At 45.8% G+C, this 26,541-nt stretch carries 12 protein-coding genes and 2 pseudogenes; all 14 read right to left on the bottom strand.

Features of this window, described 5'->3' with window-relative positions:
- Positions 1-22: 22 nt before the first annotated feature.
- The 14 genes and pseudogenes from nrnB to BFW96_RS10355 all read right to left on the bottom strand — a co-directional run bounded on the left by nrnB (position 23) and on the right by BFW96_RS10355 (position 26,516).
- The gene (nrnB, locus tag BFW96_RS10420; protein ID WP_069839378.1) at positions 23-1,222 is read right to left on the bottom strand and encodes an oligoribonuclease NrnB; all 1,200 of its coding nucleotides are present in this window, start codon (positions 1,220-1,222) and stop codon (positions 23-25) included.
- Between the two features lie 169 nt (positions 1,223-1,391).
- Positions 1,392-2,927, bottom strand: a complete 1,536-nt coding sequence (locus tag BFW96_RS10415; RefSeq protein ID WP_083252857.1) for an acyl-CoA carboxylase subunit beta — start codon at positions 2,925-2,927, stop codon at positions 1,392-1,394.
- Between the two features lie 10 nt (positions 2,928-2,937).
- Positions 2,938-3,720, bottom strand: coding sequence for an enoyl-CoA hydratase (locus tag BFW96_RS10410; RefSeq protein ID WP_069839376.1), 783 nt, complete (start codon positions 3,718-3,720; stop codon positions 2,938-2,940).
- A gap of 20 nt (positions 3,721-3,740) precedes the next feature.
- A complete protein-coding gene (gene ldeG / locus BFW96_RS10405) occupies positions 3,741-4,640 on the bottom strand; it encodes a hydroxymethylglutaryl-CoA lyase (protein WP_069839375.1) in 900 nt (299 codons plus the stop codon).
- A gap of 14 nt (positions 4,641-4,654) precedes the next feature.
- A complete protein-coding gene (locus BFW96_RS10400) occupies positions 4,655-4,876 on the bottom strand; it encodes an acetyl-CoA carboxylase biotin carboxyl carrier protein subunit (RefSeq protein ID WP_069839374.1) in 222 nt (73 codons plus the stop codon).
- A 14-nt stretch (positions 4,877-4,890) separates the two neighbouring features.
- A complete protein-coding gene (locus BFW96_RS10395) occupies positions 4,891-6,225 on the bottom strand; it encodes an acetyl-CoA carboxylase biotin carboxylase subunit (RefSeq protein WP_069839373.1) in 1,335 nt (444 codons plus the stop codon).
- 9 nt (positions 6,226-6,234) lie between these two features.
- Positions 6,235-7,884, bottom strand: coding sequence for an AMP-binding protein (locus tag BFW96_RS10390; protein WP_069839372.1), 1,650 nt, complete (start codon positions 7,882-7,884; stop codon positions 6,235-6,237).
- A gap of 43 nt (positions 7,885-7,927) precedes the next feature.
- Positions 7,928-9,070, bottom strand: coding sequence for an acyl-CoA dehydrogenase (locus BFW96_RS10385; protein WP_069839371.1), 1,143 nt, complete (start codon positions 9,068-9,070; stop codon positions 7,928-7,930).
- 90 nt (positions 9,071-9,160) lie between these two features.
- A pseudogene (locus BFW96_RS10380) lies at positions 9,161-9,367 on the bottom strand (hypothetical protein); the annotation flags it as partial.
- Between the two features lie 4 nt (positions 9,368-9,371).
- Positions 9,372-9,548: pseudogene (locus BFW96_RS21870) on the bottom strand (GNAT family N-acetyltransferase); the annotation flags it as partial.
- Positions 9,549-9,665: 117 nt separating this feature from the next.
- A complete protein-coding gene (locus BFW96_RS10370) occupies positions 9,666-11,198 on the bottom strand; it encodes a glycoside hydrolase family 10-like protein (RefSeq protein WP_069839370.1) in 1,533 nt (510 codons plus the stop codon).
- A gap of 153 nt (positions 11,199-11,351) precedes the next feature.
- Complete coding sequence (locus BFW96_RS10365) at positions 11,352-11,744, bottom strand: DUF1360 domain-containing protein (RefSeq protein WP_014476970.1); 393 nt, start codon at positions 11,742-11,744, stop codon at positions 11,352-11,354.
- Between the two features lie 110 nt (positions 11,745-11,854).
- Positions 11,855-15,694 carry a non-ribosomal peptide synthetase gene (locus BFW96_RS10360; protein ID WP_083252870.1) on the bottom strand — a complete coding sequence of 1,280 codons (3,840 nt, stop codon included), beginning with the start codon at positions 15,692-15,694 and terminating at the stop codon, positions 11,855-11,857.
- Positions 15,695-15,701: 7 nt separating this feature from the next.
- The gene (locus BFW96_RS10355) at positions 15,702-26,516 is read right to left on the bottom strand and encodes a non-ribosomal peptide synthetase (protein WP_083252855.1); all 10,815 of its coding nucleotides are present in this window, start codon (positions 26,514-26,516) and stop codon (positions 15,702-15,704) included.
- Positions 26,517-26,541 lie beyond the last annotated feature (25 nt).

The following is a 26,541-nucleotide window of genomic DNA, read 5'->3' as shown; positions in this document are numbered from 1 at the left end:
ACGCTCCCCTATGCATATTTGTTTACTTGCGATGCTGATTTGCCAGCTTCAGATTCTCCGCTAAAAATGCGACAAACACTTCATCCCGCACGAGCGATGCGGCATAATTTCTTTTAATGAACCATTCTGCTTCTTCAAACGCTGCGAATGTTTCATCCTGTGTTTCCCCATTAATTTGGATATTCCACTTGTTGTCTAAAGGAAACAGAAAAAATCTCATTTGAGCACGATTTTCATATAATGATCCGTTCGCAGATCCTTTTAGATTATAGATGTTACGGAAAGCATCAGGCCGTACAGGATCAATCCGGAAAGCTTCAGTTACAAACAACTCGTATACTTCATCGGTTATTGAACAGCCGGACGCTTTTGCATGCCCTCCGCCGCCATATCGGCCGGCGATCTCTGACACATCGATGTAATCATGAATGGTGCGCAAACTGACTCGTTTTGAACCCATGCTTAAAATCGCAATGTAATCGAGGTGCGGATTATCTTTCCCTAGCCTGTTTCCCAGTTCTGAATGGTACGATTCAGCGTGAACAATGCCTACACAATGTTCATGAACAAAGGTTTGTACCATTTCCCTTTTCTTTCTGCGGAGGTAACGCTCAATTTTTTCGTCTTCTAAATCAAGCAGCTTTTCTTCAAAATCATCGAAGAAAAATTCGTCGTGCGAGGATAGGCGCTGAATCATTTTTGCCTCAAATTCATCAATTGACAGCAAAAAGAAAAGATCATTAAGCCGCTTCGCCTGTTTTTGATCGTACCGCTCCCATTCCCATGTATCGTATTGACGGACGAGCTCTGTGAATTGGTCTAAGGCATTTGTCGGTTTCATGAATCCATTTTCAACGAGATAGCCATATAAAAGTGACGTCGCGGATGTGAGCCTTCCATCATCGTATTCCACCTGGATAAATCCCCATTCATGCTCATTCAAATGAAGGGCTGTTTTATGATGGTCAATAAGCTTCACTTTGCCCCCTGCATGAACATAATCATTCAATCTCTGTTCGTTTTCTTCATTGACGGCGAGATCGGTGATGAATAATGCATCTTGTCTGTTGCTCTCCTTCATTTTTTCTAAAAAGTACTGCACCTGTGCGTTTAAGCCGTTGACAGAGTTATACCGGACCTCAACGTCTTTTCCGAATGCCAATTTTGCTACGATTCCGCATCCTACTCCGTCCAAGTCGTTATGTGAATATAAATGATACATAATGTAGGCCCCTTTTTATGATAAACTGACAATTGCCGCTAAAGATGCGGCAGCCTTTATTTACTATTCTAAAAAACAAAGCGTTTTATACAAAGGCTATTAGTTTACATAATATTATTATTGTGAACATATAAAAGAGCGCTTTTGGCGCTCCTAAGTTCTTGCTTTTTTATACCGGATAAACCGGATGTTTTCGATTGGTAAATGTCATTTCCTTTGTCATGTATGCCTTCAGCCGTTTGGCCAGCTCATCACGCAGCGAATTGGCTGGGATAACAGCATCAATGATCATTTCAGAAGCCAGACGGTAGATATTGATGTCCTCTTTGTATTCCTCCCGTTTGCTGCCGATAAATGCGGCTCTCTCTTCTTTTGGCAGTTCGGCGATTTTTTTAGCGTAGACAGCGTTTACAGCAGCTTCAGGGCCCATAACGGCGATTTGGGCGGTTGGGAGCGCTAGACAGCAGTCCGGTTCAAAGGCAGGCCCTGCCATTGCATACAACCCCGCTCCGTACGCTTTTCGGACAATGACAGAGAGCTTTGGAACAGTTGCCTCCGACATCGCAGAAATCATTTTCGCTCCGTGTCTGATAATCCCCGCCTGTTCCACTTTTGTGCCAATCATAAAACCGGGAATATCCGCTAAGAACAGCAACGGGATATGAAATGCGTCACATAAGGTAATAAACTTAGCCGCTTTGTCTGCTGAATCGTGGAATAAGACGCCGCCTTTAACCTTCGGCTGGTTTGCAACAATGCCGACAGGCTGTCCCTCGATCCGTGCGAAGCCTGTTACTAATTCTGGTGCAAATAAGGCTTTGATCTCAAAAAATGACCCTTCATCAATGATCCGCTCAATCAGCTCATGCATATCAAAAGGTGCGTTCTGGTTTTGCGGAATGACGTCGGCAAGCGGGATGTCGAAGTGTTTTGGCGGGCGTTCCTCATGAATGGGCGCCTTTTCTTGAAAATTTGCCGGAAAGTAAGACAAATAAGCCCGCGCCAGATGTATGGCTTCTTCTTCAGTTTCTGCAAGAATATCTCCGCAGCCGGAGATGGAGCAATGCATACGAGCGCCGCCCATTTCTTCGAGAGACACTTTTTCGCCAATGACCATTTCCGCCATCCTTGGCGAGCCTAAATACATGGAGGCGTTACCGTCTACCATAACGACGATATCACAGAAGGCCGGAATATAAGCGCCTCCTGCCGCAGACGGTCCGAAAAGCAAACAGATTTGCGGAATGCGTCCCGATAATTTGACTTGATTATAAAAAATTCTTCCTGCTCCGCGTCTCCCTGGAAAGACATTGATTTGATCGGTGATTCTGGCGCCTGCTGAATCGACTAAATAAATGAGCGGAACGTTTAGTTTTTCGGCAGTTTCTTGAATTCTGATGATTTTTTCAACGGTTTTAGCTCCCCAGGAGCCCGCTTTCACTGTTGAATCATTTGCCATGACGCAAACGGTTTGGCCGCCGATTTTGCCGACCGCCGTCACCACTCCGTCAGCGGGAAGGCCGTCTGACATGCATTCCGCAAAAAAAGCGTCTTCTAGCTCAATGCCATCGTCAAAGAGAAGCGAGAGCCGCTCTCTGACAAAGAGCTTGCCTTTTTCCCGATTGCTTTGGTGATACTTTTCCGCTCCGCCTTTTCGGATTCGTTCGGCCAATTTTGTTCGTTCCTTTTCATAATCCATGAGCATTTCCTCCCTTTTATATTCCCTTGTATACGGCCCGTCTTTTTTCTTGAAACGCCTGAAGTCCTTCTCTCCTGTCTTTTGAAGGAATGGTATGTTCATACGCCTTTTGTTCAATTGCAAGACCTGTAGCGAGATCTGTATCCAATCCTTTATTGATTGCGAATTTAGCTTGACGGACAGCGATCGGCCCGTTGGCAGAAATGGCTGCAGCCAGTTCCTCTGCTTTTGGCATAAGGTCACAAGGAGCCGTGACATGCTCTACAAGGCCTATCTCTTTTGCTTCATGAGCGGTTACGCGTCTGCCGGTATAAATTAATTCTTTGGCTTTTCCTCTGCCAATCAGCCGAGGCAGTCTTTGGGTCCCTCCAGCGCCTGGGATAATAGCTAACCCTGTTTCCGGAAGTCCCAGCACAGCTGATTCAGATGCAATTCGAAGATCGCATGCCAATGCCAATTCTAGCCCGCCGCCTAATACGCTGCCGTTTATCGCGGCTATGATTGGCTGCGGCAAGGCTTCAAGGAAAGACGCTGTTCTTTGAATGAGAGATACACTTTCCAGAACCTGATCTTCTTTTAGTTTTATTCGTTCTTTCAGGTCTGCCCCCGCACAGAACGCTTTTTCGCCGGTGCCGGTGAGGATGACGCAGCGAATGTTTGAGTTGAATTCAATTTCTTGAAGAATCATTTGCAGGTTTCTAAGCATTTCTGCTGAAAGAGCATTTGCCGCTTGAGGTCTGTTTAAGGTGATCAACGCAATATGTTCATTTTTCACAGTGAAAAGAATAGATTCTCCCATTGTATGCGTCCTCTCTTTTATCAAGATGATTTAAATACTTGTAAATTTCGGCTCGGCAGCTGTTTGCCCATTTTTTCTTCAATCCATTTGGCAGCAGATAGCAGTTTTTCGAGCTTTACATTTGTTTTGATGCCCATCTGTTCAAGCATGTACACGATATCCTCAGTTGCGGCGTTTCCTGATGAACCTGGCGCATATGGACATCCGCCAAGCCCGCCTGCCGAGCCGTCGAATACCGTGATGCCCATTTGGAGCGCTGTGACCATGTTGGCGAGCGCTGTTCCTCTCGTATCATGAAAATGCAGGGCGATTTGATTCGTGGGGAACCGTGCCAATAGAGCTTCAAGTACAGTTTCCACTTGGGCAGGATTAGCCGCTCCAATCGTATCTCCAAGCGACAGTTCAGAAATCCCAAATTCAAATAGAGCTTCTGAAAGGCGAATGACTTGTTCAATGGGGACATCTTTTTCGTACGGACAGCCGAAAACAGTCGAGAGGTAGGCTCTTGTTGTGAGGTTTGCTTTTTTTGCGTCATTGTTTACTTGTTTGAGTACACGAAGAGTTTCAGAAGTGGATTTATTGATGTTTTTTCTGTTGTGCGTTTCGCTGGCGGACATAAAAACGCAAGCTTCGTTAATGCCTCCTTCAAGCGCATTCTCCAGTCCTTTTTGATTCGGGACAAGCGCCGCGTACGTCACCCCTTTTTCACGGTCAATGCCTTTTGCTACATCAATAGCATCTCGAAGCGCCGGAATCCATTTCGGATGAACGAAGGATGTGATTTCAATATACGAAAGCCCTGTCCGGGAAAGCTGGTTGATCCAGGTTATTTTATCCTTTGTTTCGATCCATGCGGACTCGTTTTGTAAGCCGTCACGCGGGCCGACTTCTTTGATTGTCACTTTTTTAGGATATGACATGGTCTTCCTCCAAATTATTGAGTGGAATCGCTTAGTTCGAGCAGTACGTCGCCTTCATTTACAAAGTCGCCTTCATTTTTTTTGACTTCTTTTACGAATCCGCTTCGATCGGCAACGATCGGGATTTCCATTTTCATCGATTCCAAAATGGCAACCTCCTGGCCTTTTTCAATTTTGTCGCCGGCTTTGACGTGGACTTTCCACAGGTTTCCTGCCATTTGTATGCTAACTGTCATAACAACTGCCTCCTTTATAGGTGTTGTTTCAAAAAGTCAGTCGTAACATCCCCTTCTTTAAATGCCTTTGATGCCGCAGCCTGTATGAGAAGCGGAAGATTAGTTTTGATTCCTTCTACATGGTAGTCGCGAAGCGCTGTCTCCAGTTTTTCAATTGCTTCTGTTCTGGACTGGCCTTTGACGATCATCTTAGCGATCATCGGGTCATAAAAAGGGGTAACAATGCTGTCTTTTGCTACCGCACATTCGTGTCTGATTCCTTTATGGTCAGGAAGTGAGAACGCAGTGATCGTGCCTGGTGACGGGTAGAAGGTCTTGGGGTCTTCCGCGTATATTCTCACCTCTATCGCATGCCCGTTTCGTTTGATGTCTTTTTGAGAGAATGTGAGTGTATGGCCCGCAGCAATTCGCAGCTGCTGCTCAACTAAGTCCAGGCCTGTTATTTCTTCAGTCACGGGGTGTTCAACTTGCAGTCTCGTATTCATTTCGAGGAAGTAAAAATTTTGCTTTTGGTCAACTATAAATTCGATGGTGCCTGCGTTCGTATAGCCGATTGCCTTTGCTGCTATTACTGCCGTTTGCCCAATCCTCATTCTCAGTTCATTGTCTACAAATGGAGACGGCGCTTCTTCAATGACTTTTTGGTGGCGCCTCTGAACTGAGCAATCACGTTCAAACAGATGTACTGTATGGCCGTGTTGATCGGCTAAAAGCTGAACTTCGATATGGCGTGCATGTTCAATGACTTTTTCTATATACATTGATCCGTCACCGAAAAAATCTGCCGCGCGCTTTTTGTTCCCCTCGTACGCTTTTTTTAATGCTTCTTCATTTTCAACAAGCTGCATTCCGATGCCGCCTCCGCCCGCTGAAGCTTTCAGCATGACAGGATATCCGATTTGACTAGCAGTGCGGCAGGCTGCCTCTATGTCTTCGAGGGGTTCTGAAACGCCGGGCACCACAGGGACACCCGCAGCCTCCATTGCTTTGCGCGCTTCAATTTTGCTGCCCATCTTTGCGATGATATCGGGTGAAGGTCCGATAAACACGATGTTTTCTTGCTTGCAGCGTTCAGCAAATCGGCTGTTTTCTGATAACAATCCATATCCCGGGTGGATCGCGTCGGCCTTTGCTTTTTTTGCCGTCTCTATGATTCTCTCTATATTTAAATAACTTTCACTGACTCTTGATTCCCCGATCACATAAGCCTCTGTTGCGGTTTTTGTATGGGGCGCTTCCTTGTCTGCTTCTGAATAAACCGCGACTGTTTTGATGCCTAGACGGCTGCACGTTCGGATAATTCTCATTGCAATTTCTCCGCGGTTGGCGATCAGTACTTTAGTAAACATGATTTCACCTCATTGAGTTGATGATAAGTTGAACATTTCAATGGTTTTTTCTCGCAGTTTATATTTTTGAATTTTACCTGAAGCCGTCATCGGATAGTCGTTTGTAAAAATCACATAACGCGGAATTTTGTGGCGGGCGATTTTTCCTTTGCAATAGGCTTTAAGCTCATCAGATGAAACGCTTTTACCGTCTTTTAGTTTAATCCAGGCTGCAGCCTCCTCCCCGAATTTGGCGTCAGGCACACCAACGACCTGTACGTCTAAAACAGCGGGATGCCGGTATAAAAATTCTTCAATTTCCCGCGGGTAAATGTTCTCGCCGCCTCTGATGAGCATATCTTTTAATCTTCCGGTGATACGGCAGTACCCGTCTTCATCCATGACAGCAAGATCTCCTGTAAATAGCCATCCGTCATGATTGATTGCTTTTCTGGTCGCTTCTTTGTCTTTATAATAGCCTTTCATGACGTGATAGCCGCGGGTGCATAGCTCTCCCTGCACGCCTCTTTGAACTTCTTGGCATGTCCCGGGCTCTACAATTTTCACTTCAGTATGGGGCAGGGCTCGGCCGGTTGTTTCGACTCTTCTTATGAAGGAATCATTTGCTCTCGTTTGCGTAATGACCGGCGAGGCTTCTGTTTGTCCATAGGCGATCGTAATGTCTTTCATGCCCATCCTTTCAATCACAGCTTTCATTACTTCACTTGGACAAGGAGAGCCGGCCATGATGCCTGTTCGGAGCGTTGATAGATCATATGCATCAAAATCCGGATGATGCAGCTCGGCGATAAACATGGTAGGCACACCATGCAGCGCTGTGCATTTCTCTTTTTCTACCGTTTTAAGAACGGTAACGGGGTCAAATTCTGGAACAGGTATCATGGCTGCCCCGACGGACACACATGCCAAAACCCCGAGCACGCATCCGAAGCAGTGAAAAAACGGAACCGGGATGCACATGCGGTCTTGAGCGGATAAAGCCATACATTCAGCAATATTGGCAGCGTTATTGATGACATTAAAATGGGTCAGCATCACACCTTTAGGGAACCCTGTTGTTCCTGATGTGTATTGCATGTTAATCACATCGTCTTTATCCAGGCTGTTCATTCTTGCTTCCAGCTCAGCATCTGTCATTGTTTTCGCCAATCTCTCTATATCGTCCCAATGATATAAGCCAGGCAATCGTTTATTGCCAATATAGATCAGTGTTTTTAAAAAGGGATAGCGTTCTGATTTCAGTTGGCCGGGCTTTGCTTCTTTCAGTTCTGGTATCAAACTGTTCACAATGTCTGGATAAGAAGTGCCCCTGTATGAATCCATGATGATAAGCGCTGCGGCATCCGATTGCTTTAACAAGTAATCAAGCTCGTGTGCTTGATAATTGGTATTGACGGTTACGAGCACGGCTCCAATCTTCGCAGTTGCGAACTGGACTGCAAGCCATTCAGGGATATTAGAAGCCCATATGGCGACGTGATCTCCTTTTCCAATCCCCATCCGCATGAGACCTTTAGCGGTTTGACAGCACAGACTGTCAAATTGGGCGTACGTATAGCGGATATTCCGGTCTGGATACACAACCGCGTCTCGATGGGGATGCGCTTCAGCTGTTTGTTCCAGCAGCCTGCCGATTGTGGAATGGATGAGTTCAGCCATTGAGTGTTCCTCCTTTCTTAATAATTAGAAAGCGTTTACATTTTCATTTTAAAAGCTGTCTGGCGATCACGAGGCGCTGAATTTCAGATGTGCCTTCACCGATTTCCATTAATTTTGCATCCCGCAGCATCCGTTCCACCCCGTACTCTTTCATATAACCTGAACCTCCATGGATTTGAATGGCTTGATTGCAAGCTCTAGTCGCCATTTCAGATGCGAACAGCTTGGCGTACGCCGCTTCTTTTGTGAACGGGCGGTTATGGTCTTTCAGCCAGGCGGCTTTTAACACCATTTGCCGTGCCAGATCAATTTCCATCGCCATGTCAGCAAGCTTAAATTGAATCGCTTGGAAGGAAGAAATCGGCTGTCCAAATTGCTTCCGTTCTTTCGCATATGCCAATGATGCGTCAAGTGCCGCCTGGGCAATGCCAACCGCAAGAGCAGCAATGGAGATTCGCCCGCCGTCCAGCGTATATAGAAATTGTTTAAATCCTTTTGTTGGATCGCCGAGTAAGTTGCCCGCAGGCACTCTTACATCCTCAAGCAAAATTTCTGCTGTATTCGAACCGCGGACGCCCATTTTATCGTACGGGCTCGTAATCGTGAGTCCTTGTGTGTCAGTTGGCACAATCAATGCGGAGATGATGTTTTTTCCGTCTTTGTTTTTGCCTGTTACCGCGGTCACAATAACTGTCCGTGCGTAGCTTGCATTTGTGATCCAGCACTTTTCGCCGTTGATTACATACTCGTCACCATTTGAAATCGCTTTTGTTTGAGTGCCCCCCGCATCTGAGCCGGCATTTGGTTCCGTTAGGCCGAATGATCCGAGTGCTGTGCCCGAAGCCAGCGGCGTCAAATGCGTCCGTTTTTGTTCTTCTGTTCCAAAGTAATAAAGAGGGCTGGCGCCTAATGAGACCGCTGCAGCGTAGCTTAATCCAGTACTGCCGCAAGCTTTGCCGACTTCTTCAACCGCTAAGGCATATGAAATCGTATCACTGCCAGATCCGCCGTACTCTTCTGGAAATGGAATACCCATCAGCCCGAGTTCACCCATTTTTTTAAATGTTTGGATCGGGAACTCGCCCGTTTGATCTACATGTTCAGCGTGAGGAGCAATTTCTTTTTTCGCAAAATCTTTTACCATTTCACGCACCATTTGTTGTTCTTTTGTCAGCTCAAAATTCACGTCGTTTCCCCCTTCACATCTTTGTAACATTTTATTAGGCGAGTTCTATAATCATTCCCTGACAAGAAAAGTCTGAAAATTAAAACTGAATCATTTTTTATGTGATAATATCAGCGGAATGAGCAAATACATGCCGTAGGCGCATACCATCCATATCGCAAACGCAATGACTTGGCCCTTTGATAGAGCCGGGAAGATAAGGGGGTGATTCCAAAGGGAAATCGTATCAATTAATAAACCGACCGCTGGCCCCCATATACCGAGCTTGATCACCGCGTACTGTGATCGGTCGAGTTTGGGTAATCATGTTATGTACTGTTTTTATGTTATGTTTCGGGATGATTCCGCAGTAATCGAATACTTTTTCATTATCATAGATCGAAAACACGTCCTGTACATGGATCTCTTCGATTTTACTTAGTACTAGGTTCTCAGATTCCAATACTGGAAAATGTCCAAACACCGCTTCCACATTCATGTGAGTCTCCCCCGTACTTTTTTTGTTTCTATAAAAATTCAGCGGCTGATCATCATTTTCTGTTTCCAACATCATTTTTTTAAAAAAGACGACTTGGAAAGCCGTCCGTCTCATTTCTTATTTTGTTGTTCGTTTGGAAGTCTTGCTTTCGTTATGAAGCCGGTCTGCTGAGGTGACATAATACGTATATTTCTTGTTAGGATCTGCCGTGTTATCTAAGAAGGTTTGCTGCTCATGTGTTTTTCTTTGCGTTGCCAGCAATGTTTTCTGCTTTTTCCCTTCGGCTCTGTATATCGCATAATAGGCTGTTTCTTTCGTTTTTTGATTTGATGGATGGTCTTTAATCTGCAGAAGGTTGCCGTTTTTGTTTTCGATGACTTTTGTAAGCTTCGGTTTTTTTGGAGCGGTACTGTCAAGCCAAGGCATTTGCGGAACCAATGCCGGCTTGCTGTAAAGATCAGTGATGAGCCTGTCTTTGATGCCAAGCGGATTTTTGTTGAGGTCCTTGAGGCTGAAATGCATGCTTCCTTTTACCAGCTCATGCTGACGGTTCAACGTGATTTGCCGCACATATTCCTCGGGGTCGGACCAAGGCGGATCAAAATTGTTATTGATTTTATATGCTGCCTGGCCAATATATAAGTGAACAGGCCTATTTTTAACTTCATTGCTCCACCAATCAGCCAGCACGTCGTAAGCCGCTGCGTTAAAGCCGGTACTCCAATAAATTTGCGGAGCGATATAATCGATGTCACCTTCTTGGATCCAATGTCTTGTGTCTGCATATAGGTCGTCATAATTTCTGACGCCTGCTTTTGTATTCGATCCGGTCGGGTCATCTGCGGCGTTTCTCCATACGCCAAAGGGACTAATGCCGAATTTGACATACGGTTTTGCAGCTTTAATTGTTTGGTTGATTTGTTTGACAAGCTGGTTCACATTGTCCCGCCGCCAGTCATCAATATTCGAAAAAACGTGTTTTCCGTATTGTTCATACTGTGCTTGATCAGGAAATTCCTTTCCCGCTATTTTATAAGGATAAAAATAATCATCCATATGAACGGCATCGATATCATAATGTTTTACGACTTCTTCAATGCCTTTAACGATAAAATCTCTCGCTTCTGGAATGCCCGGATGATAATACAGCTGGTTTCCGTATGCGGCAACCCAGTCTGGATGTTTTCTTGCCGGGTGATTTTCAGACAATTTATTAAGATCTGTATGATTCATCGTAATACGGTAAGGATTAAACCACGCGTGAAATTCCAAATTTCGTTTGTGGGTTTCTTCAATCATAAATGCAAGCGGATCATAGCCCGGGTCTTTCCCTTGGACACCTGTTAAGTATTCAGACCAAGGTCCGTAAGCGGATGGATAAAAGGCATCAGCCGTCGGTTTAATCTGAACAATAACGGCATTCATTCCCATTTTTTGCACATCATCCAGCAGTTTGCTATACTCCTGCTTTTGCTTTTCAACCGATAACCCTTTTTTTGACGGCCAATCAATGTTCAATACGGAAGCTATCCATACGGCTCTCAGCTCCCTGTCAGACTGCGCATTGGCCATAAACGGAACGGAGATGACAAACGTTCCGACGATCAAGCTGACAAGGAAACGGACAATCGACTTTTGGCAAACCTTCATTCTGTTTCTTCTCCCCCATTACATCACTTTCACTATTCGCTATTACGGTATTCCCGGGCTATAAAAGGGTGATTAACAGAATGAAGAAATCAGGATTTATGTCTATCTCACTAAATAAACGAAAAAAGTCCTAAAGCATGTTGTGAGCCGCTTTTAGGACTTTTTATCATTCATCATGGTTTGCAGGCTTTTTAACACATCAATGAGTTTTACGCCGACACCGACAGCCGTTTCAAGGATCGCTTGTGCCCCGGCGATGGCTAAAATAAAGATCAGCGGTATAGCAATACGAGGCAAAAAAAGATAGCCAAGTCCGATCAAGATGGCACACCAAACACCGGCACACCAGTAGCAATTGAGCATGTATCCAAAATTAGAAGCCGGCACGCTTTTTTCGTCTACATGCCCGTTTTGATCTACAATCCTTTTCTTTTTCATAAAAGGTTTTCGGATAAATTCTGTGATTTTGTCGAATACAATCAAATGTGTCAGCCTGTAACTGGCTAGAATCAGCATGATAAATGTAAGAAAAGATAGGTGATCCATGGGAAGCCTCCAAGAAAAAGGATGATGTTATCATTCCCTAGTGTCCTTTATCCATTCTTGTACAAACAGAAAGACGGACAGAGAATGCATGCCTCTGTCCGCTAATTTGCTTATCGTTTTTGCAGTATCGCGTTATTTAAAGTGATCTTGTCTATTATGTCGAGGATGATGTCAGCATTCTTTTCAGCATATATTCCTTCCAGCATGTCTTTATGAGCGCCAAAGCCCGTGTACTCACTGTAGGTTCCACAGGCTCCCTCCCATTTCGTCAAGCCTGTATGCCCGCTGGTTTCGGTTTGAATTCCAGCTTCAATGAAATGAATGTTTGCTTTGATGCGCCCTTCATTCAGCAATTGTGCCCAATATGCCTGATAGTTTCTCTTTTTCTTGATCACCTTTTCTCTGACCGCTTCAGGCAGATATGCTGCAGATTCGTCATTTCCTGTATCGATAGGCAAAGACTGTTTTTTGAGATAAGCGTCCACGATAATGAAGTCGCTGACTTCCAATCCTTTGCGCTCCATAGCCTGTGCCACTTCAAAAGCCAGGTTTCCGCCTGCAGAGTAGCCTAATAAAACGTATGGGCCTTCAGGCTGTATGTCCGTGATGCAATTAACATATTGTTCAATGCGGGTGTCGTGTTCAATAAAGTGAAATCCGTAGACAGATGCCTTGTCATTCAGCAATAAAGCAAGGTCTTTGAAATAAATGCCAAATCCTGATATCGGCGGGAAGCAGAACAAGTTTTGCGCGCCGTGCTGGTTCAGTTTGATCACATGCTGTTCATTTGCGTCTGTCAGCTGTTTAGAGTAAAGTGTTTCGGCAAGCTGAGCGATTGTCGGATGTTCGAATAACAAATCAATCGGTATATCAATTTGCTGCTGGTGCTTCAGGGTGTGTATGACCTGCAGTGCTTTTAGTGAATGTCCGCCAAGTGCAAAGAAGTCATCATCAATACTGATTGTGTTGACACCGAGAACATGCTTCCAAATGTTCGCCAATTCTTCCTCAACCAAGTTTCTTGGCAGTGTGATGTCCTTCCGTTTGTCAGGCTTATTTTCTGGTATAGGAAGAGCGCTGCGGTCTATTTTTCCGTTTCCGGTAAGCGGCATCCGGTCCACACGCACCCAGTGCTGCGGGATCATATAGTCTGGGAGCACACGCGCCAAATCGGCACGTATCTCCTTTTCTGTTCGTTTGTCATCGCCGACGTAATGAGCGTATAGCTGTCCCTCTCCGTCAATTTCTCTCATTGTCACTGCCGCTTCCTGCACACCTTCCATTTCTAACAGGCGCGCTTCAATTTCGGCGGGCTCAATTCGTTTTCCGCGGATTTTCATCTGCCTGTCAATCCTGCTGATGTATTCTAAGTTTCCATCGGGCAGCCAGCGCGCCAGATCACCGGTACGGTATATTCTTTCTCCAGGCAAGAAAGGATGTGGAGAAAAAACAGCATTTGTCAGATCTTCTCTGTTCAAATAGCCTTTTGCGACTCCATCGCCGCCTACACAAAGCTCGCCGGGAACGCCTATTGGCAAAAGTTTCCCTTTTACATCTAAGATATAAGCGGTGCTATTACTGATTGGTTTCCCGATCGGAATCGGCCCTGCATAGTCTCTTTTCATCTTAAAAAAGGTTGAAAATGTCGTGTTTTCCGTAGGTCCGTAAATATTATGAAGCGCAAGATCAGGACAGGCGTGTCTGACAGCATTCATCAGGGCGGGAGAAAGTGCTTCTCCTCCGACATATAATGTGCGGAGCCCGCTGAACATGTCTGCTCGTACCTGTGCCAGCTGATTAAAAAGAGCTGTCGTTAAAAATAGCACGGTGATGTCATTTTCAATCAAATACGCCCCAAACCGATCAGGTGACAGCAGTGTCGATTGATCAATGATATGAAGGCTTGCACCATTTAATAGCGCCCCGAACATTTCAAAGGTGACGGCGTCAAAGCTGATAGATCCAGTCAGAATAAATCGGTCATCAGCGGACGCAGACGTGTAATTGCTGTTTTTGACAAGGGACACGACATTGCGATTGGTGATCATGACGCCTTTCGGCCGGCCTGTTGATCCTGAGGTATACATGATGTACGTAAGATCATCCGGGCTGGAGCTGATGTTGATAGGGATATCGTTCTCTTCCATCAATCCCTGCGCATCTGAAATGATACTTGTTCCTGAGAACGCAGCGTTTTGCTCCAGTCCCTTTTGAACAATCAGCATTTTTGCTTGCGTTTCCTCAAGCATAAAGCTGACTCGTTCAGGAGGTAGCTCAGCATCAAGCGGGAGGTATGCTCCCCCTGCTTTTAAAACGGCAAGCACACTGATCATGAATTCGGCAGAATGAGCAGCCAATATGCCGGCTGTCTCGTTCTTCCGAAACCCTTTTTGATATAACGCTCTGGCGAGTGAATTAGAGCGTCTATCAAGTTCTTCATACGAAAAAGTCAAATTCCCACACACAAGTGCGATATGGTCTGGCGTCTTTTCTGCTTGTTCTCGAAATAAATCGATAATTGTATGATTCTTTGGATACTCTGTTTTTGTATTGTTGAACTGTGTGACAATCTGCTCTTTTTCTGTTGCATCAAGAAAAGAAAAATCAGTAATTGGCGTATCAGGGTGATGGGCCGCTGTGCTCAGCGCTTGTGTAAATTGCCTTTTGATACAGCTAATCCAGGCAGCATCGTAAACGAACGCATTATAGCTGAATTTGATGACAAGTTCTTCGCCGGGAGCAACGACAAGATTAAAGTGATATCCTGATTGCTCGGATACTTGAACTTGATCGATTTGCAGCGGTGAATCGGTATGATCAGCGGATTCGGCGATTTTCTGCTGTATCGGATAGTTTTCAAAGACGATAATGTGATCAATCAGTTCCTGTTTTAATGAGGTGTTTGCCTGAATATCAAATAAAGGCTGACAGGTAAACGGCTCAGCTTCCAGCATTTCTTTCTGGCATCGTCTGAGCAGTTCTTGGAACGTTTCGTCTTGCTGTGTTTTAATGCGAACCGGAATGGTATTGATAAACAACCCTATCATTTGCTCCACGCCCGGAATTTCTGACGGTCTGCCTGATACAACCGCACCAAATACAACGTCGTCGGTGCGGTTATATTGCTGGAGCATAACGCCCCAGACGGCCTGAATTAGGGTAGCGAGGGTGACGCCGTGTTGTTTGGCAGTCTCTTTCAGCTTGTCAGTCAGTGACTTACTTAATGAAAATACCAAATCTTCACGGAGATACCCCTCTTTTGTTTCTTTATCAGACACACGAGGCAGCGGTGATGGGGTGCTGTAGTTTTTTAAATATGAATCCCAGTACTCCGCCGCTGTTTCTTTGTCACGGTTTGTCAGCCAGGAAATATAGGTGCTGTACGGACGGACAGGGTCTAAAGAAAGCGGTTTTCCTGTATGAATCGATTGATAAATCTGCATAAATTCCTGAAGTACGATGCCAAGGCACCAGCCGTCCATTAAAATGTGATGATGGCTCCAGACACAGACATGCTCCTCTTCAGCTGTTTTGAACAGAGAAATTCGCATCAGCATGTCTTTTTGCAAATCAAAGCCTTTTTGTTTGTCTCTTTCCTTAAAGCATTCAATATACTCATTCTGGTCGTTTGTTGGCAGATGGGAAATGTCTTCACTGCACAAATGAAATTCGCGTTCAGTCATCACGACTTGCCGAGGTCCCGACAAATGCGGGACGTGCGGCAAAAAGACGGTTCTGAAAATGTCATGGCGGTCGATGATGGTTTGAATGCTGCGCTGAAACCATTCATAGCTGAGGTTTCCTTTAATGGTGAAGAGCGACTGTTCAACGTATGCTCCCTCCTCTTTTCGGAGGAAGGAATGAAAGAGCATTCCCTCCTGCATGTGGCTCAGAGGATAAATGTTCTTGATTTTTTTGATGTTATTCATAATGTCTGCACCTTTCTTCACGGATTCATTAGTGAAAACTGAGCATATCAGCAATCTCTTGCAGGGCGTCCTCGGTTAGTTCTTGATCATCAAAATCACTGATGGTCTTTTCTGTTTCTCTTTTGTTCTGGCAGTGTTCGATCAGCTGTAATAAAAATTGATGGCATGTTTCGCTAAGCTGTTCGATGGTTGTGTGCTGAAAATGGCTAGTGTCATAAGTCATATTGACAGTCATTTTCCCTTCTGCAGCGATTGCACTGATATCCAGTAACTGTTCACGATTCCATGTTGTGCTGATATCATCCCCTGCACCCAGCGGAGAGAATGAGAAGGCGTCCGCTTCAGGTACTTCAGCTGGGCCGCTGCTTTCGAATTGCCCCAGATAATTGAAGCTGATTTCTGGCGTGCCTGTGAAATTGATGTCTTTTTTGTCAGGCGGTGTCAAGTATTTAATGACACCGTAGCCGAATCCTTTGTCCGGTACGCGTCTCAGTGTATCTTTTGTTGTTTTTAGCACATGAACTATGCCTTCTTCCGAAGCTGGCAAGTCTGTGTTCAGTTTAACCAATAACGGATAAATGGCGGTAAACCATCCAACCGTACGGCTCACATCTATCCCGTCTAATACACCCTCTCGCCCGTGTCCCTCTAATGATAGTTTGAAGGCGGATCGATTGGTCCAATGGTGCAGCGCAAGAATGACAGAAGACAGCAGCATGTCCTGCGTATCAGTGTTATATGCGCTGTTGGCGTCTTTTAAGAGCGCAGCTGTCTCTTTCTCGTTTAAGGTAAACGAAATCGTGGACCGTTTTCTCTCGTTTTCTCTGGTTCCGCCGATTTGATCAAAAGGCAGAGCTTCTGTTTGATATTCTTCGGTTTCGCGCCAATATTTAAGCTGTTTCATTAGCTGCTGGCTTTCACCGTAGTCAGAGAGCTTTTTCGTATACGCTTTAAATGAGCTTGTTTTAGGCGGCAGCTGAATCTCTTCCCCGGCTGCAGCTTGACGATAGCCTAAAGCCAAATCTTCAAGCAGAACTCGCCATGAGATGCCATCAACGACGAGGTGATGAGCAGATAAAAATAAGAAATCACCGTCAATTGTGTGAAATAGACCGGCTTGCAGCAGCGGACCATTTTTCAAATCCATTTTCTGCTGAATATCAAGTACATGGGTTTTGATAAGAGGTTCATACGGTCTATTACCATCAGTGCCGTCCGAAGCCGACAAATCAATAATCTGAAGGCCGTACAGCGCGTCGTCTGAATGACTGAGCGGCCGATTATATTGACTCCACTTTCCTTGTTCATCCTGTGTAAATACCATCCGCAGCGCATCATGATGACACGTTATTGCTTTTAACGTTTTACGAAGTGCCACCTCTTGTACAGAAGTGCTCCGATGCAGCATAACGGACTGATTAAAATGGTGTCTTTCTTTTATATCTTGAGAAAGAAACCATTTTTGAACAGGCGACCATTGTACGTCTCCCTCAACCGCAGCTTGGCTGGAACTTGTATCTGAATCACGGATATAAGCTGCCAATTCTTGAATGGTCGGATGGCTAAACAAATCTTTTACTGCCATTTGCTTTCCTATCCGATGAAGCCGCGCGGATACCTGTAACGCTTTGATCGAATCTCCTCCAAGTTCAAAGAACGAATCAGCAGTTCCGATCTTTTCTGCCCCCAGTACTTCTGTCCATATATCCGCCAGTATTTGTTCCATCTTGCTGGCTGGCGCGAGGAATGGACGTTCAGCTCCACTCTTCGATACGGGTTTCGGAAGTGCTCTGCGATCCAGCTTGCCGTTAGGTGACAATGGAAGTGCATCCAGTTTTTCAATAAACGCAGGGTGCATAAACACCGGCAGCTTGTTTTGTAATTCTGAGCGTACAGTATTTGTGCTCAACTCTGGTTTTGTCACAACATAAGCGCTTAATTCGGTTTGTCCTGACGCTGTTACATGAGCAACTACTGCGGCGTCTTGTATACCGTTTATACAACGGATGACCGATTCAATTTCTTTCGTTTCTACACGGTATCCTCTGATTTTGACTTGATCATCGATTCTTCCCAGATATTCAAGTGTTCCGTCGGCCATCCATCTGGCGGCGTCTCCTGTTCGGTACATTCGTGTTTCAGGTTTGAATGGGTTCTTTATGAAGGCTCTCTCTGTCTGTTCCGGAAGATTGACGTACCCCCTTGCAAGCCCTGCTCCAGCGATACAAAGTTCTCCCGCAACACCGATTGGCTGAAGCTGATGACTGCTATTTAAAATCAGTACTTGGGTCCCGTCAATCGGCTGGCCGATACTTACGCATGTCTGCTTTTCCATATGTCTCATGACGGTAGTTGCCACGCTGTTTTCTGTAGGCCCATATTCGTTGGCGAGTTCGGTATGCGGACAAATGGCCAAGCTGCGGTGGATCAATTCGCGGTCAGTTGCTTCTCCCGCTAGTGTCACGACTCTAAGTGTCTTTACATCTGCCGGCTGCACTACGTCCAAAAGCGCTCGATATAAAACAGGCACAATAATCATATGTGTAATCCGGTGACGAGACAGCTGATGCTTAATGGCCAGAATGTCCTTTGCTTCCTCTTCATGAAGCAGAACTGCTTTTGCGCCTGACAAAAGCGGTGTGAACATACTAGTTAAAAAGCCGTCAAATGAGAAAGAAAAGAGCTGCAGGATGGCATCTGTCTCGTTGAATGCATAAGCGTTTCGCCGCCACAGAAGCGTGTTGGCAATTCCTTTATGCTCGACCATCACCCCTTTTGGACGGCCCGTCGTTCCTGAAGTATAAATGATATAAGCCAAATGATGGGCAGACGACACTTGCGGCAGCGGCGATTTGTCATAAGCCTCCGTGCTCTCTATCGTCAAGACCTCTCCTTCAAAGTCAGCAAGTTCTCCCCAATCCGCTTCATTTACTGTCAACAGTAGTTTCGTTTCGCTGTCGCTGAGGATATAGCGTTTCCGTTCCGCCGGGTATGCAGGATCAATGGGCACGTAACAGCCTCCGGCTTTCCACACACCAAGTATGGCTGCTACCATATTGAACGAACGATGCATCATGATGCCTACTGGTGTGTCCGGTTTAACACCTCTGCTGCGTAATGTGTGTGCGATTCCATTGGACCACTCGTCTAGCTCCTGATAAGTCAGTGTTTTGTCTCCGCTGACAAGTGCAGACGCTTTTGGTGTTCGCGCAGCTTGCTGTTCAAACAATTGACTGATTGTTTGTATTTCGTACTGATTCGCTTGCCCGGTGTTAAACTCATTGAGCAGCTGGTTCCGCTCTTCTTGTGTCAGGACGTCGATATGGTTGAGTGTCACCTCCGGGTGTTTGCCGATGATGCGAAGTATATTTGTCAAGTGCGACGCCCAGCGTTCAATAGTGGTTTTCTCAAACAGTGCTGTTGAATATTCAAAAAGGAAATGGATGTTTCCGTCACCTTCAGATGCTTGTAATGTTAAATCGAACTTAGACACGAGATGAGAAACTTGTGCCGGCTTCATTTGCAAATCATGCAGTTGCAATGGCTCGTAATCATTATTTTGGACAACTAGCATGGCATCAAACAGCGGGTTTCTGCTCATATCCCTTGTCAATTCAAGCTTATCGACAAGCTCTTCGAACGGATAATCCTGATGTTCATAGGCTTCCAATGCAGTGTCGCGCACTTCCTGCAAATACTGTACAAACGGCTTCCCGCCCTCCGGGCGTGTCCGAAGCGCCAGCGTGTTCACAAACATGCCGAGTATCGGCTCCAGATCCTTGTGCGGCCGGCCGGCAATTGGCGAGCCGACGATGATATCTTCCTGTCCGCTTAAGCGTGACAATAACGCTGTGTAGGCCGCAAGGAGCACCATGTACAGTGTGCTTCCATTCTCCCGTGCCAGCTTGTGAAGCCCTGATGCCGCTTCTTGATCAAGCGTAAATGAGACCTTGTCACCCGCAAAGCTTCGCACCGGCGGGCGGGGTTGATCAGCCGGGAGATCCAGCACCGGCAGCTCGCCCTCGAGCTGCTTCAGCCAGTACGCCTCCTGCGTTTTGTACGAGTCTCCTGTTTTGAATTCTTCTTGCCATACGGCGTAGTCTTTATATTGAATATGAAGCGCCGAAAGGTTCTGGTTGTTGTACAGCTTTCCGAATTCCCGAATCAGAATGTTGACGGAAACACCGTCTGAAATGATGTGATGCATATCAACCAGCAAAAGGTGCCGCTCATCTGATACCTTTACGATTTGGGCACGGAACAGCGGCGCTTGGCTGAGATCAAACGGCTTGATAAACGAGGCTGCGGCCTCCAGTTTGGTTTGGTCGCCGAGAATTGTCGTCTGTAATGTGAACGGCACTTCGTCATGGATGCGCTGCACCGGCTCACCGCCTCCATCCTGTTCAAAGGAGGTCCGCAGCGACTCGTGGCGATTGATCAGCTCTTTGAAAGCCCTGTCCAGCCTTTCTGGATCAAGCTTCCCTTCCAGTTCTAATACAGCCGGCATATTGTAGCCTGTCCCTCCGTCCTCCAGCTGCTGAAGGACATAAATCCGTTTTTGGGCAGATGAAACAGGATAGGTTTCACGCTGTTCCGTCGGTTTTATTGCTTCATATGGACTGTCCATTCCTTCACGGATAACAGAAGCCAGTCCTTCTATCGTCGGATGGGCAAACACATCTTTCAGCGGCACCTGTACATCGAATTCTTTTGAGATTCGGGAGACAAGCGCCGTTGCTTTTAAGGAATGTCCTCCGCGGTCAAAGAAGTTGTCGTGAATCCCGACAGGGCCGTTTTTTAGGACGTCTTCCCACAGCTGGGCAAGCTTCATCTCGGTCACATTTCTTGGCGCTGTGTAGGTCTCTGCATCTGCCGCTCCGTTAGGAGCTGGCAGGGCGTTCCGGTCCAGCTTTCCGCTTGGCGTAACCGGCCACTGTTCCATCTCGATCATATGGGCTGGGATCATGTAGCCCGGCAGCTGTCTCTCAAGTTGCGCCCGCACTTCGTTTCTCAGGAGTCCTTCTATATAAGCGCATAATTCCGGCTCGCCGCTGTCTGTCCGTACGGTAACGGCCGCCTCCCTTATGCCTTCTATGCTTCTAAGCGCTGCTTCAATTTCTCCGGGTTCAATCCGGTAGCCACGGATTTTCACCTGATCATCCGTGCGGCCGAGGAATTCCATATTCCCGTCAGGGAGCCAGCGGGCTATATCCCCTGTTTTGTACATGCGTTCCCCCGGGTAAAACGGATCCTCAAGAAAACGCTCCTCCGTTAAGGCCGGCCGATTCAAATAGCCTCTGGCCACCCCCGCTCCGGCAATGTACAGTTCACCGATACATCCGGCAGGCAGCATCCGCTGCTTCTGGTTGAGAATATACAATCTGACATGATGAACAGGTTTGCCAATAGGTATTCGTTCAAGTTTTTCATGCATCGGACAATCAAAGAATGAAGCTTCTACAGTTGCCTCTGTTGGCCCGTAGGAATTGGTTAATGCAACATTTGGAAGCAACTCGCTAAATCGGGAGACGAGATGGGCCCCCAGCTGCTCTCCACCGGAAAACACCCGCTTGAGTCCGTTTGGCTTCTTCATCGGTACAGAGCGATTTTTTATATGTTCTAAAAAGGCATGTAGCATTGAAGGCACAAAATGCATAGCTGTGATCCCTTGTTCTTCTATGGCCTTTGCGATCACTTCAGGTTCTTTTTCGCCTCCCTGAGGAAGCAGATAAACAGAAGCACCGGCATAAGGCCACCAAAACAGCTCCCATATTGAAGCGTCGAATGAATAAGATGTTTTATGCATAATCACATCTGATTGCTTCAGTTGATAACGGGACTGAAGGGAATTCAAAAAATTCACCGCTGATCGATGTTCAACTTCAACGCCCTTAGGCATCCCGGTAGAGCCGGATGTATAGATGACATAGGCTAAAGATTGCGGGAGAATGTCAACATTCGGATTGGACAAACGATGTTTCAGCCCGTTATTTGTCTGATTGAGATAAAGAATCTCTCCTGCAAATGCCGGAACATGAAGGCTGTCAGACTGAAGCAGGAGAATGTTTGTACCGCTGTCTTTGAGCAGAAAGCTGATTCGTTCTTCCGGATAATCCGGGTCAATGGGCAGATAAGCGCCGCCCGCTTTAAGAATGCCATAAATGCCAATCAGCATTTCAGGCGAACGCCTTCCCATAATGGCAACTGTTGTTTCAGATTTTACTCCTCGTCCAATCAGCTCCCAGGCGATACGGTTAGCCTGTTCATTCAATTCTTTGTAGGTCATCGCTCCAGCTTCAAAGATAACGGCTGTCTGATCAGGCGTTTTTGCTGCCTGCTGTTCGAGTGCATGGTGGAGCGTTTGATTCATCAGATAGCCCGTCCCCTGAACCTGATGGCATGATTCAATGAAATCTCTCTCTTCTTGTTTTGTTAAGATTGGGATGGTGTCCAATTCTGTTTCAGGACAGGCAGTTGTATGTTCCACAAGGGTGGTGAAAAGGCCGGCCCACCTTTGGATGGTCGCTTTCTCAAACAAAGCTGTACTGTATTCAAACTGACAGAAAAGTTCGGAATCGTGTTCTGTAACATACAAGGAAATATCGAATTTTGATATTGGATGATGCAAGTCCTTCCATTGAAGCTGTACATCTTTCATTTTCAGCTTTTGCTGGTCCATATTCTGAAGGACAAGCGTTGTGTCAAACAGTGGATTCCGGCTCATTTCCCGCTGTACGCTGAGTTTATCCACGAGCTCTTCAAACGGATAATCCTGATGCTCGTACGCTTCCAGTGCCGTTTGTCTGACTTCTTTCAGAAATTCTTCAAATGTCTTATGACCGGCCGGGCGTGTGCGGAGAGCCAATGTATTGACGAACATCCCAAGAACAGCTTCAAGATCGGCATGGGGCCGTCCGGCGATAGGTGAACCAATTACGATATCATCCTGAGCGCTTAACCGTGATAAAAAAGATGAATACAAAGCGAGCAGTGTCATGTAAAGTGTGCTGCTGTTTTTATGGGCGAGCTGTTTTATCCGGGACGTGAGCTCTTTATCCATTTGAAAGGTTACTTTTCCGCCTGCGAATTGCCGTTCTGCCGGACGGCGTTTATCTGTAGGGAGCTCTAGTACAGGGAGGTCTCCGCTAAACTGCTGCAGCCAGTAAGTCTCCTGCTTTTGATACGAGTCTCCCTTTTTAAAAAGCTGCTGCCAGACGGCGTAATCTTTATACTGGATCCGCAGCGGCTTAAGCTGCCGTTTTGCATAAAGATCGGTGAATTCTCGGATTAGGAGCTGAACGGATACGCCATCTGAAATAATATGGTGCATATCCACCAGCAATACATGCTTCTCGTTCGACACTTTTACAAGACCCGCTCTAAATAACGGCGCTTGATTGAGATCAAAGGGACGAACAAATCTCTCGATATCGGTCTCTCTGCTTAATTCAAACGGTACCTCGGTGTGAATACGCTGAACAGGCTCGCCATCTGCCCCGGATACAAAGGAAGTTCGAAGAGGCTCATGCCGACTGATCAGTTCTTTACATACAGCAGACAGGTTAGCGACATCCAGTGTCCCTTCCAGTTCTAAGACCGCAGGCATATTATAGGCGACACCCTCATCAAGCTGCTGAAGCACATAGATCCGTTTTTGAGCGGAAGATACAGGATATGCCTCCCTTTCTTCTGCCGGTTCAATTGCTGCATACGGATTTTCTTCTGCATTTCGAATGATTGAAGCTAGCCCTTCCACCGTCGGATAGGCAAAAATGTCCTTAAGCGGAACTTGCACATGAAATTCCTTTGCAATCCGTGACATCAGCACTGTTGCTTTTAGAGAGTGGCCGCCATGGTCAAAAAAGTTGTCTTGGATGCCTATAGAGCCATTCTTCAGCACATCTTCAAATAGTTGTGAAAGCTTTGCCTCTAACAGATTACGAGGGGCAGTATATGGATTTCCGCTGATCGAAGCATCTGGCTCTGGAAGTGCTGATTGATCTACTTTGCCATTTGGGGTAAGAGGTATGCTGTCAACCCATACCCATTTCGCCGGAATCATGTATTCTGGCAGCTCACTAGCCATATAGCTGCGTAAATCTATTGCATTCAACTTTTGTACACTGCAATAGTAAGCGCATAATTCATGTTCACCGTTTTCATCTTGTCTGATGAGAATGGCAGCCTCTTTTATGTCCGGATGATTCATTAACGTGACTTCGATTTCTTGCGGCTCAATTCGATAACCCCTGATTTTCACTTGATTGTCTGCCCGTCCGATATATTCGATGTTGCCGTCTTCAAGCCGTCTGGCCACATCACCTGTACGGTACATGATCACACCAGGCCTGAACGGGTCGGATGAAAATTTGTCGCGTGTCAGTTTATCGTGATTGACATAACCTCTGGCAACACTTGCGCCGGAAATATAGAGTTCACCAGGTACGCCGCAGGGCTGCAGCTGTTTTTGATGATTCAAAATATATAGATCAGTACAGCTTATCGGTTTACCGATTGGCGGAAACTCCGGAATAGGGTCTCCTGGATGAATGGTATACGTAGATACGACATGAGTTTCTGAAGGTCCGTAATGATTGTGCAGGTGTATGTCGCGTTCACGTAACACCTCTTGGAAAAGGTCTGAAATCATTAATTGTTCCCCGGCTGCAATCAAGTGTTTGACGCCATAAGGAAACGAGTTTGCCAGTTGCTGCTCGCTGAAAATCATTTTGATAAAAGCAGTTGGGAGAAACACAATATTCGTCTGTTGCTTGTTTATAAATGCAAACAGCTGAGGCACATCTCTTTTTATGGCTTCTGGCACGATGTGCAGTGTGCCGCCTTTAAGAAGCGCAGAAAATATTTCTTGATAGCAGACGTCAAAGGCAGGTGTCGCAAATTGCAGAACATCTGCTTCGAAATCAATGCCAGAGTGTGCATATTCGAACTTCAGCAAGTTAGCCATGTTTCGATGCTCAAATTGAACACCCTTTGGTTTACCTGTTGTACCTGACGTATAAATGATATACAGCAGATCGTCAGCATTGTTGACTGACTGTAGGTTACTGTCATCTTCTTGGCTTTCGAAACCTTCTGCATGAGTAATAGAGTAATTGTTTTCAAGCGATGAGGAAAGATGCGCTTGTGAAACAACATGCGAACAGCCGCAGTCATTTAGAATATAACGGATTCTGTCAGCTGGATAATACGGATCAATCGGAACAATAGCGCCGCCTGCCTTTAAGATTCCAAGAACACCTGTGATAAACGCCGCTGAGCGTTCCATCATAATTGCAACGGGTTCCTGTCTCACAACACCCTTCATTCGTAAATGCCGCGCCAATCTGTTAGCCGATTTATTCAGTTCTTTGTATGTTAACGAGCAGGCTTGATCAATTACAGCATAAGCATCTGGCGTCTTTTCTGCTTGTGTTTCAAACAAGGCATGGATGGTTTCGTAAACTGGTGTTCGATCTGCGATTTCTCCAATCAGCTGCCGCTTTTCAGTATCTGTCGTAATCTCGATTTCACCAGGTGAAAGATTCGGATTGTGTAAGATTTGCGATACAACATTCAGAAGATGCTCCTTGACAGAAAGCACAAAAGACCGATCATGCTGCTCAGCATCATAGCTCATTTTCATATGGATTTCTTCTCCTGGCGCTACCATAAGATAAAAGCTGTAATTGGTTTCATCTGCCACAGTGAAGTTATGAATCTGAAAAAGATCTGAAGCATGGTCCTGTTTGTTGAGCATTTGAATCTCTTGCTGCACCGGATAGTTTTCAAATACAAGAATATGGTCAATCAGCCCTTGCTTAACCGCTGAACGGGCTTGAATCTCATATAAAGGATGGTAGCTGTATGCTTCAGCGGCAAGACGGTCTTTTTGCATATCTTTTATGAGCTGTAGAAATGGTGTTTTTGCCCCCTGCACCCGAACCGGTATCGTGTTAATGAAAAGACCTACCATTTGTTCAATGCCTTCGATTTCGGCGGGTCTTCCAGACATGACAGAACCGAATACGGCGTCATCGTGATTATTATATTTTTGAAGCAGAATGCCCCAAATGGTATGGAAAATCGTACTGAGTGTCACTTCTTCTCTTGCCGCAAGCTCCGAAAGCCTGCTGCTTTCTTTCTTAGAGAATGAAAACGTAACGTGTTCCTGCCTGCTTCTCCCTTTTGTTTTTTTCTGCTTTGGGAGCATGGTTTGCTGTTCATAGCCGGAAAGGTAATGATCCCAATATGAAACTGCCTGCTCTTTGTCTTGCTCCATCAGCCATTTGATATACCTTCCGTATGGCTGAACCGGCTCTAGTGATATAGCGGATTCATTTACATAAGATGCATAAATATGAAGAAACTCCTTTAACACAATGCTGAGGCACCAGCCGTCCATCATGATGTGATGAAAGGTCCAAATACAAGTGTATTGGCCCTCTCCTGTTTGAATCAGAGTGATGCGCATGAGCAGATCTTTTTGCAAGTGAAACCCTTGAGCGCGGTCTTTTTCTTTCAATTGTTCGATAAACTGTGATTGCTGCTCTTCGTTTAAATGCGTAATGTCTTTTTCCTGCACGACGACATTGCGTTCTCTCAGGACAACCTGCTGGGGAGAGGAAACATTTTGACTGATAAAAATTGTCCTGAAAATATCGTGTCTTGCGACAAGAGCATTGATGCTGTTTTGAAAATACTGCGGATTGACTTTTCCTGCTATTGTAAAAGAAGCTTGCTCAACATATGCCTGTGAATCTTTTTGCAGGAGGGAATGGAAAAGCATCCCTTCCTGCATGTAAGACAGCGGATAAATATCCTGAATTGAATTCGCTTTTGTCATGTTCATGTCTCCCTGTCACGATTTT

The sequence above is a fragment of the Bacillus sp. F56 genome (assembly GCF_001748205.1).
Taxonomy (GTDB): Bacteria; Bacillota; Bacilli; order Bacillales; family Bacillaceae; genus Bacillus; species Bacillus stercoris.
The sequence above is the reverse complement of the archived record's forward strand: the minus strand, read 5'-3'. Positions and strand labels throughout refer to the sequence as shown.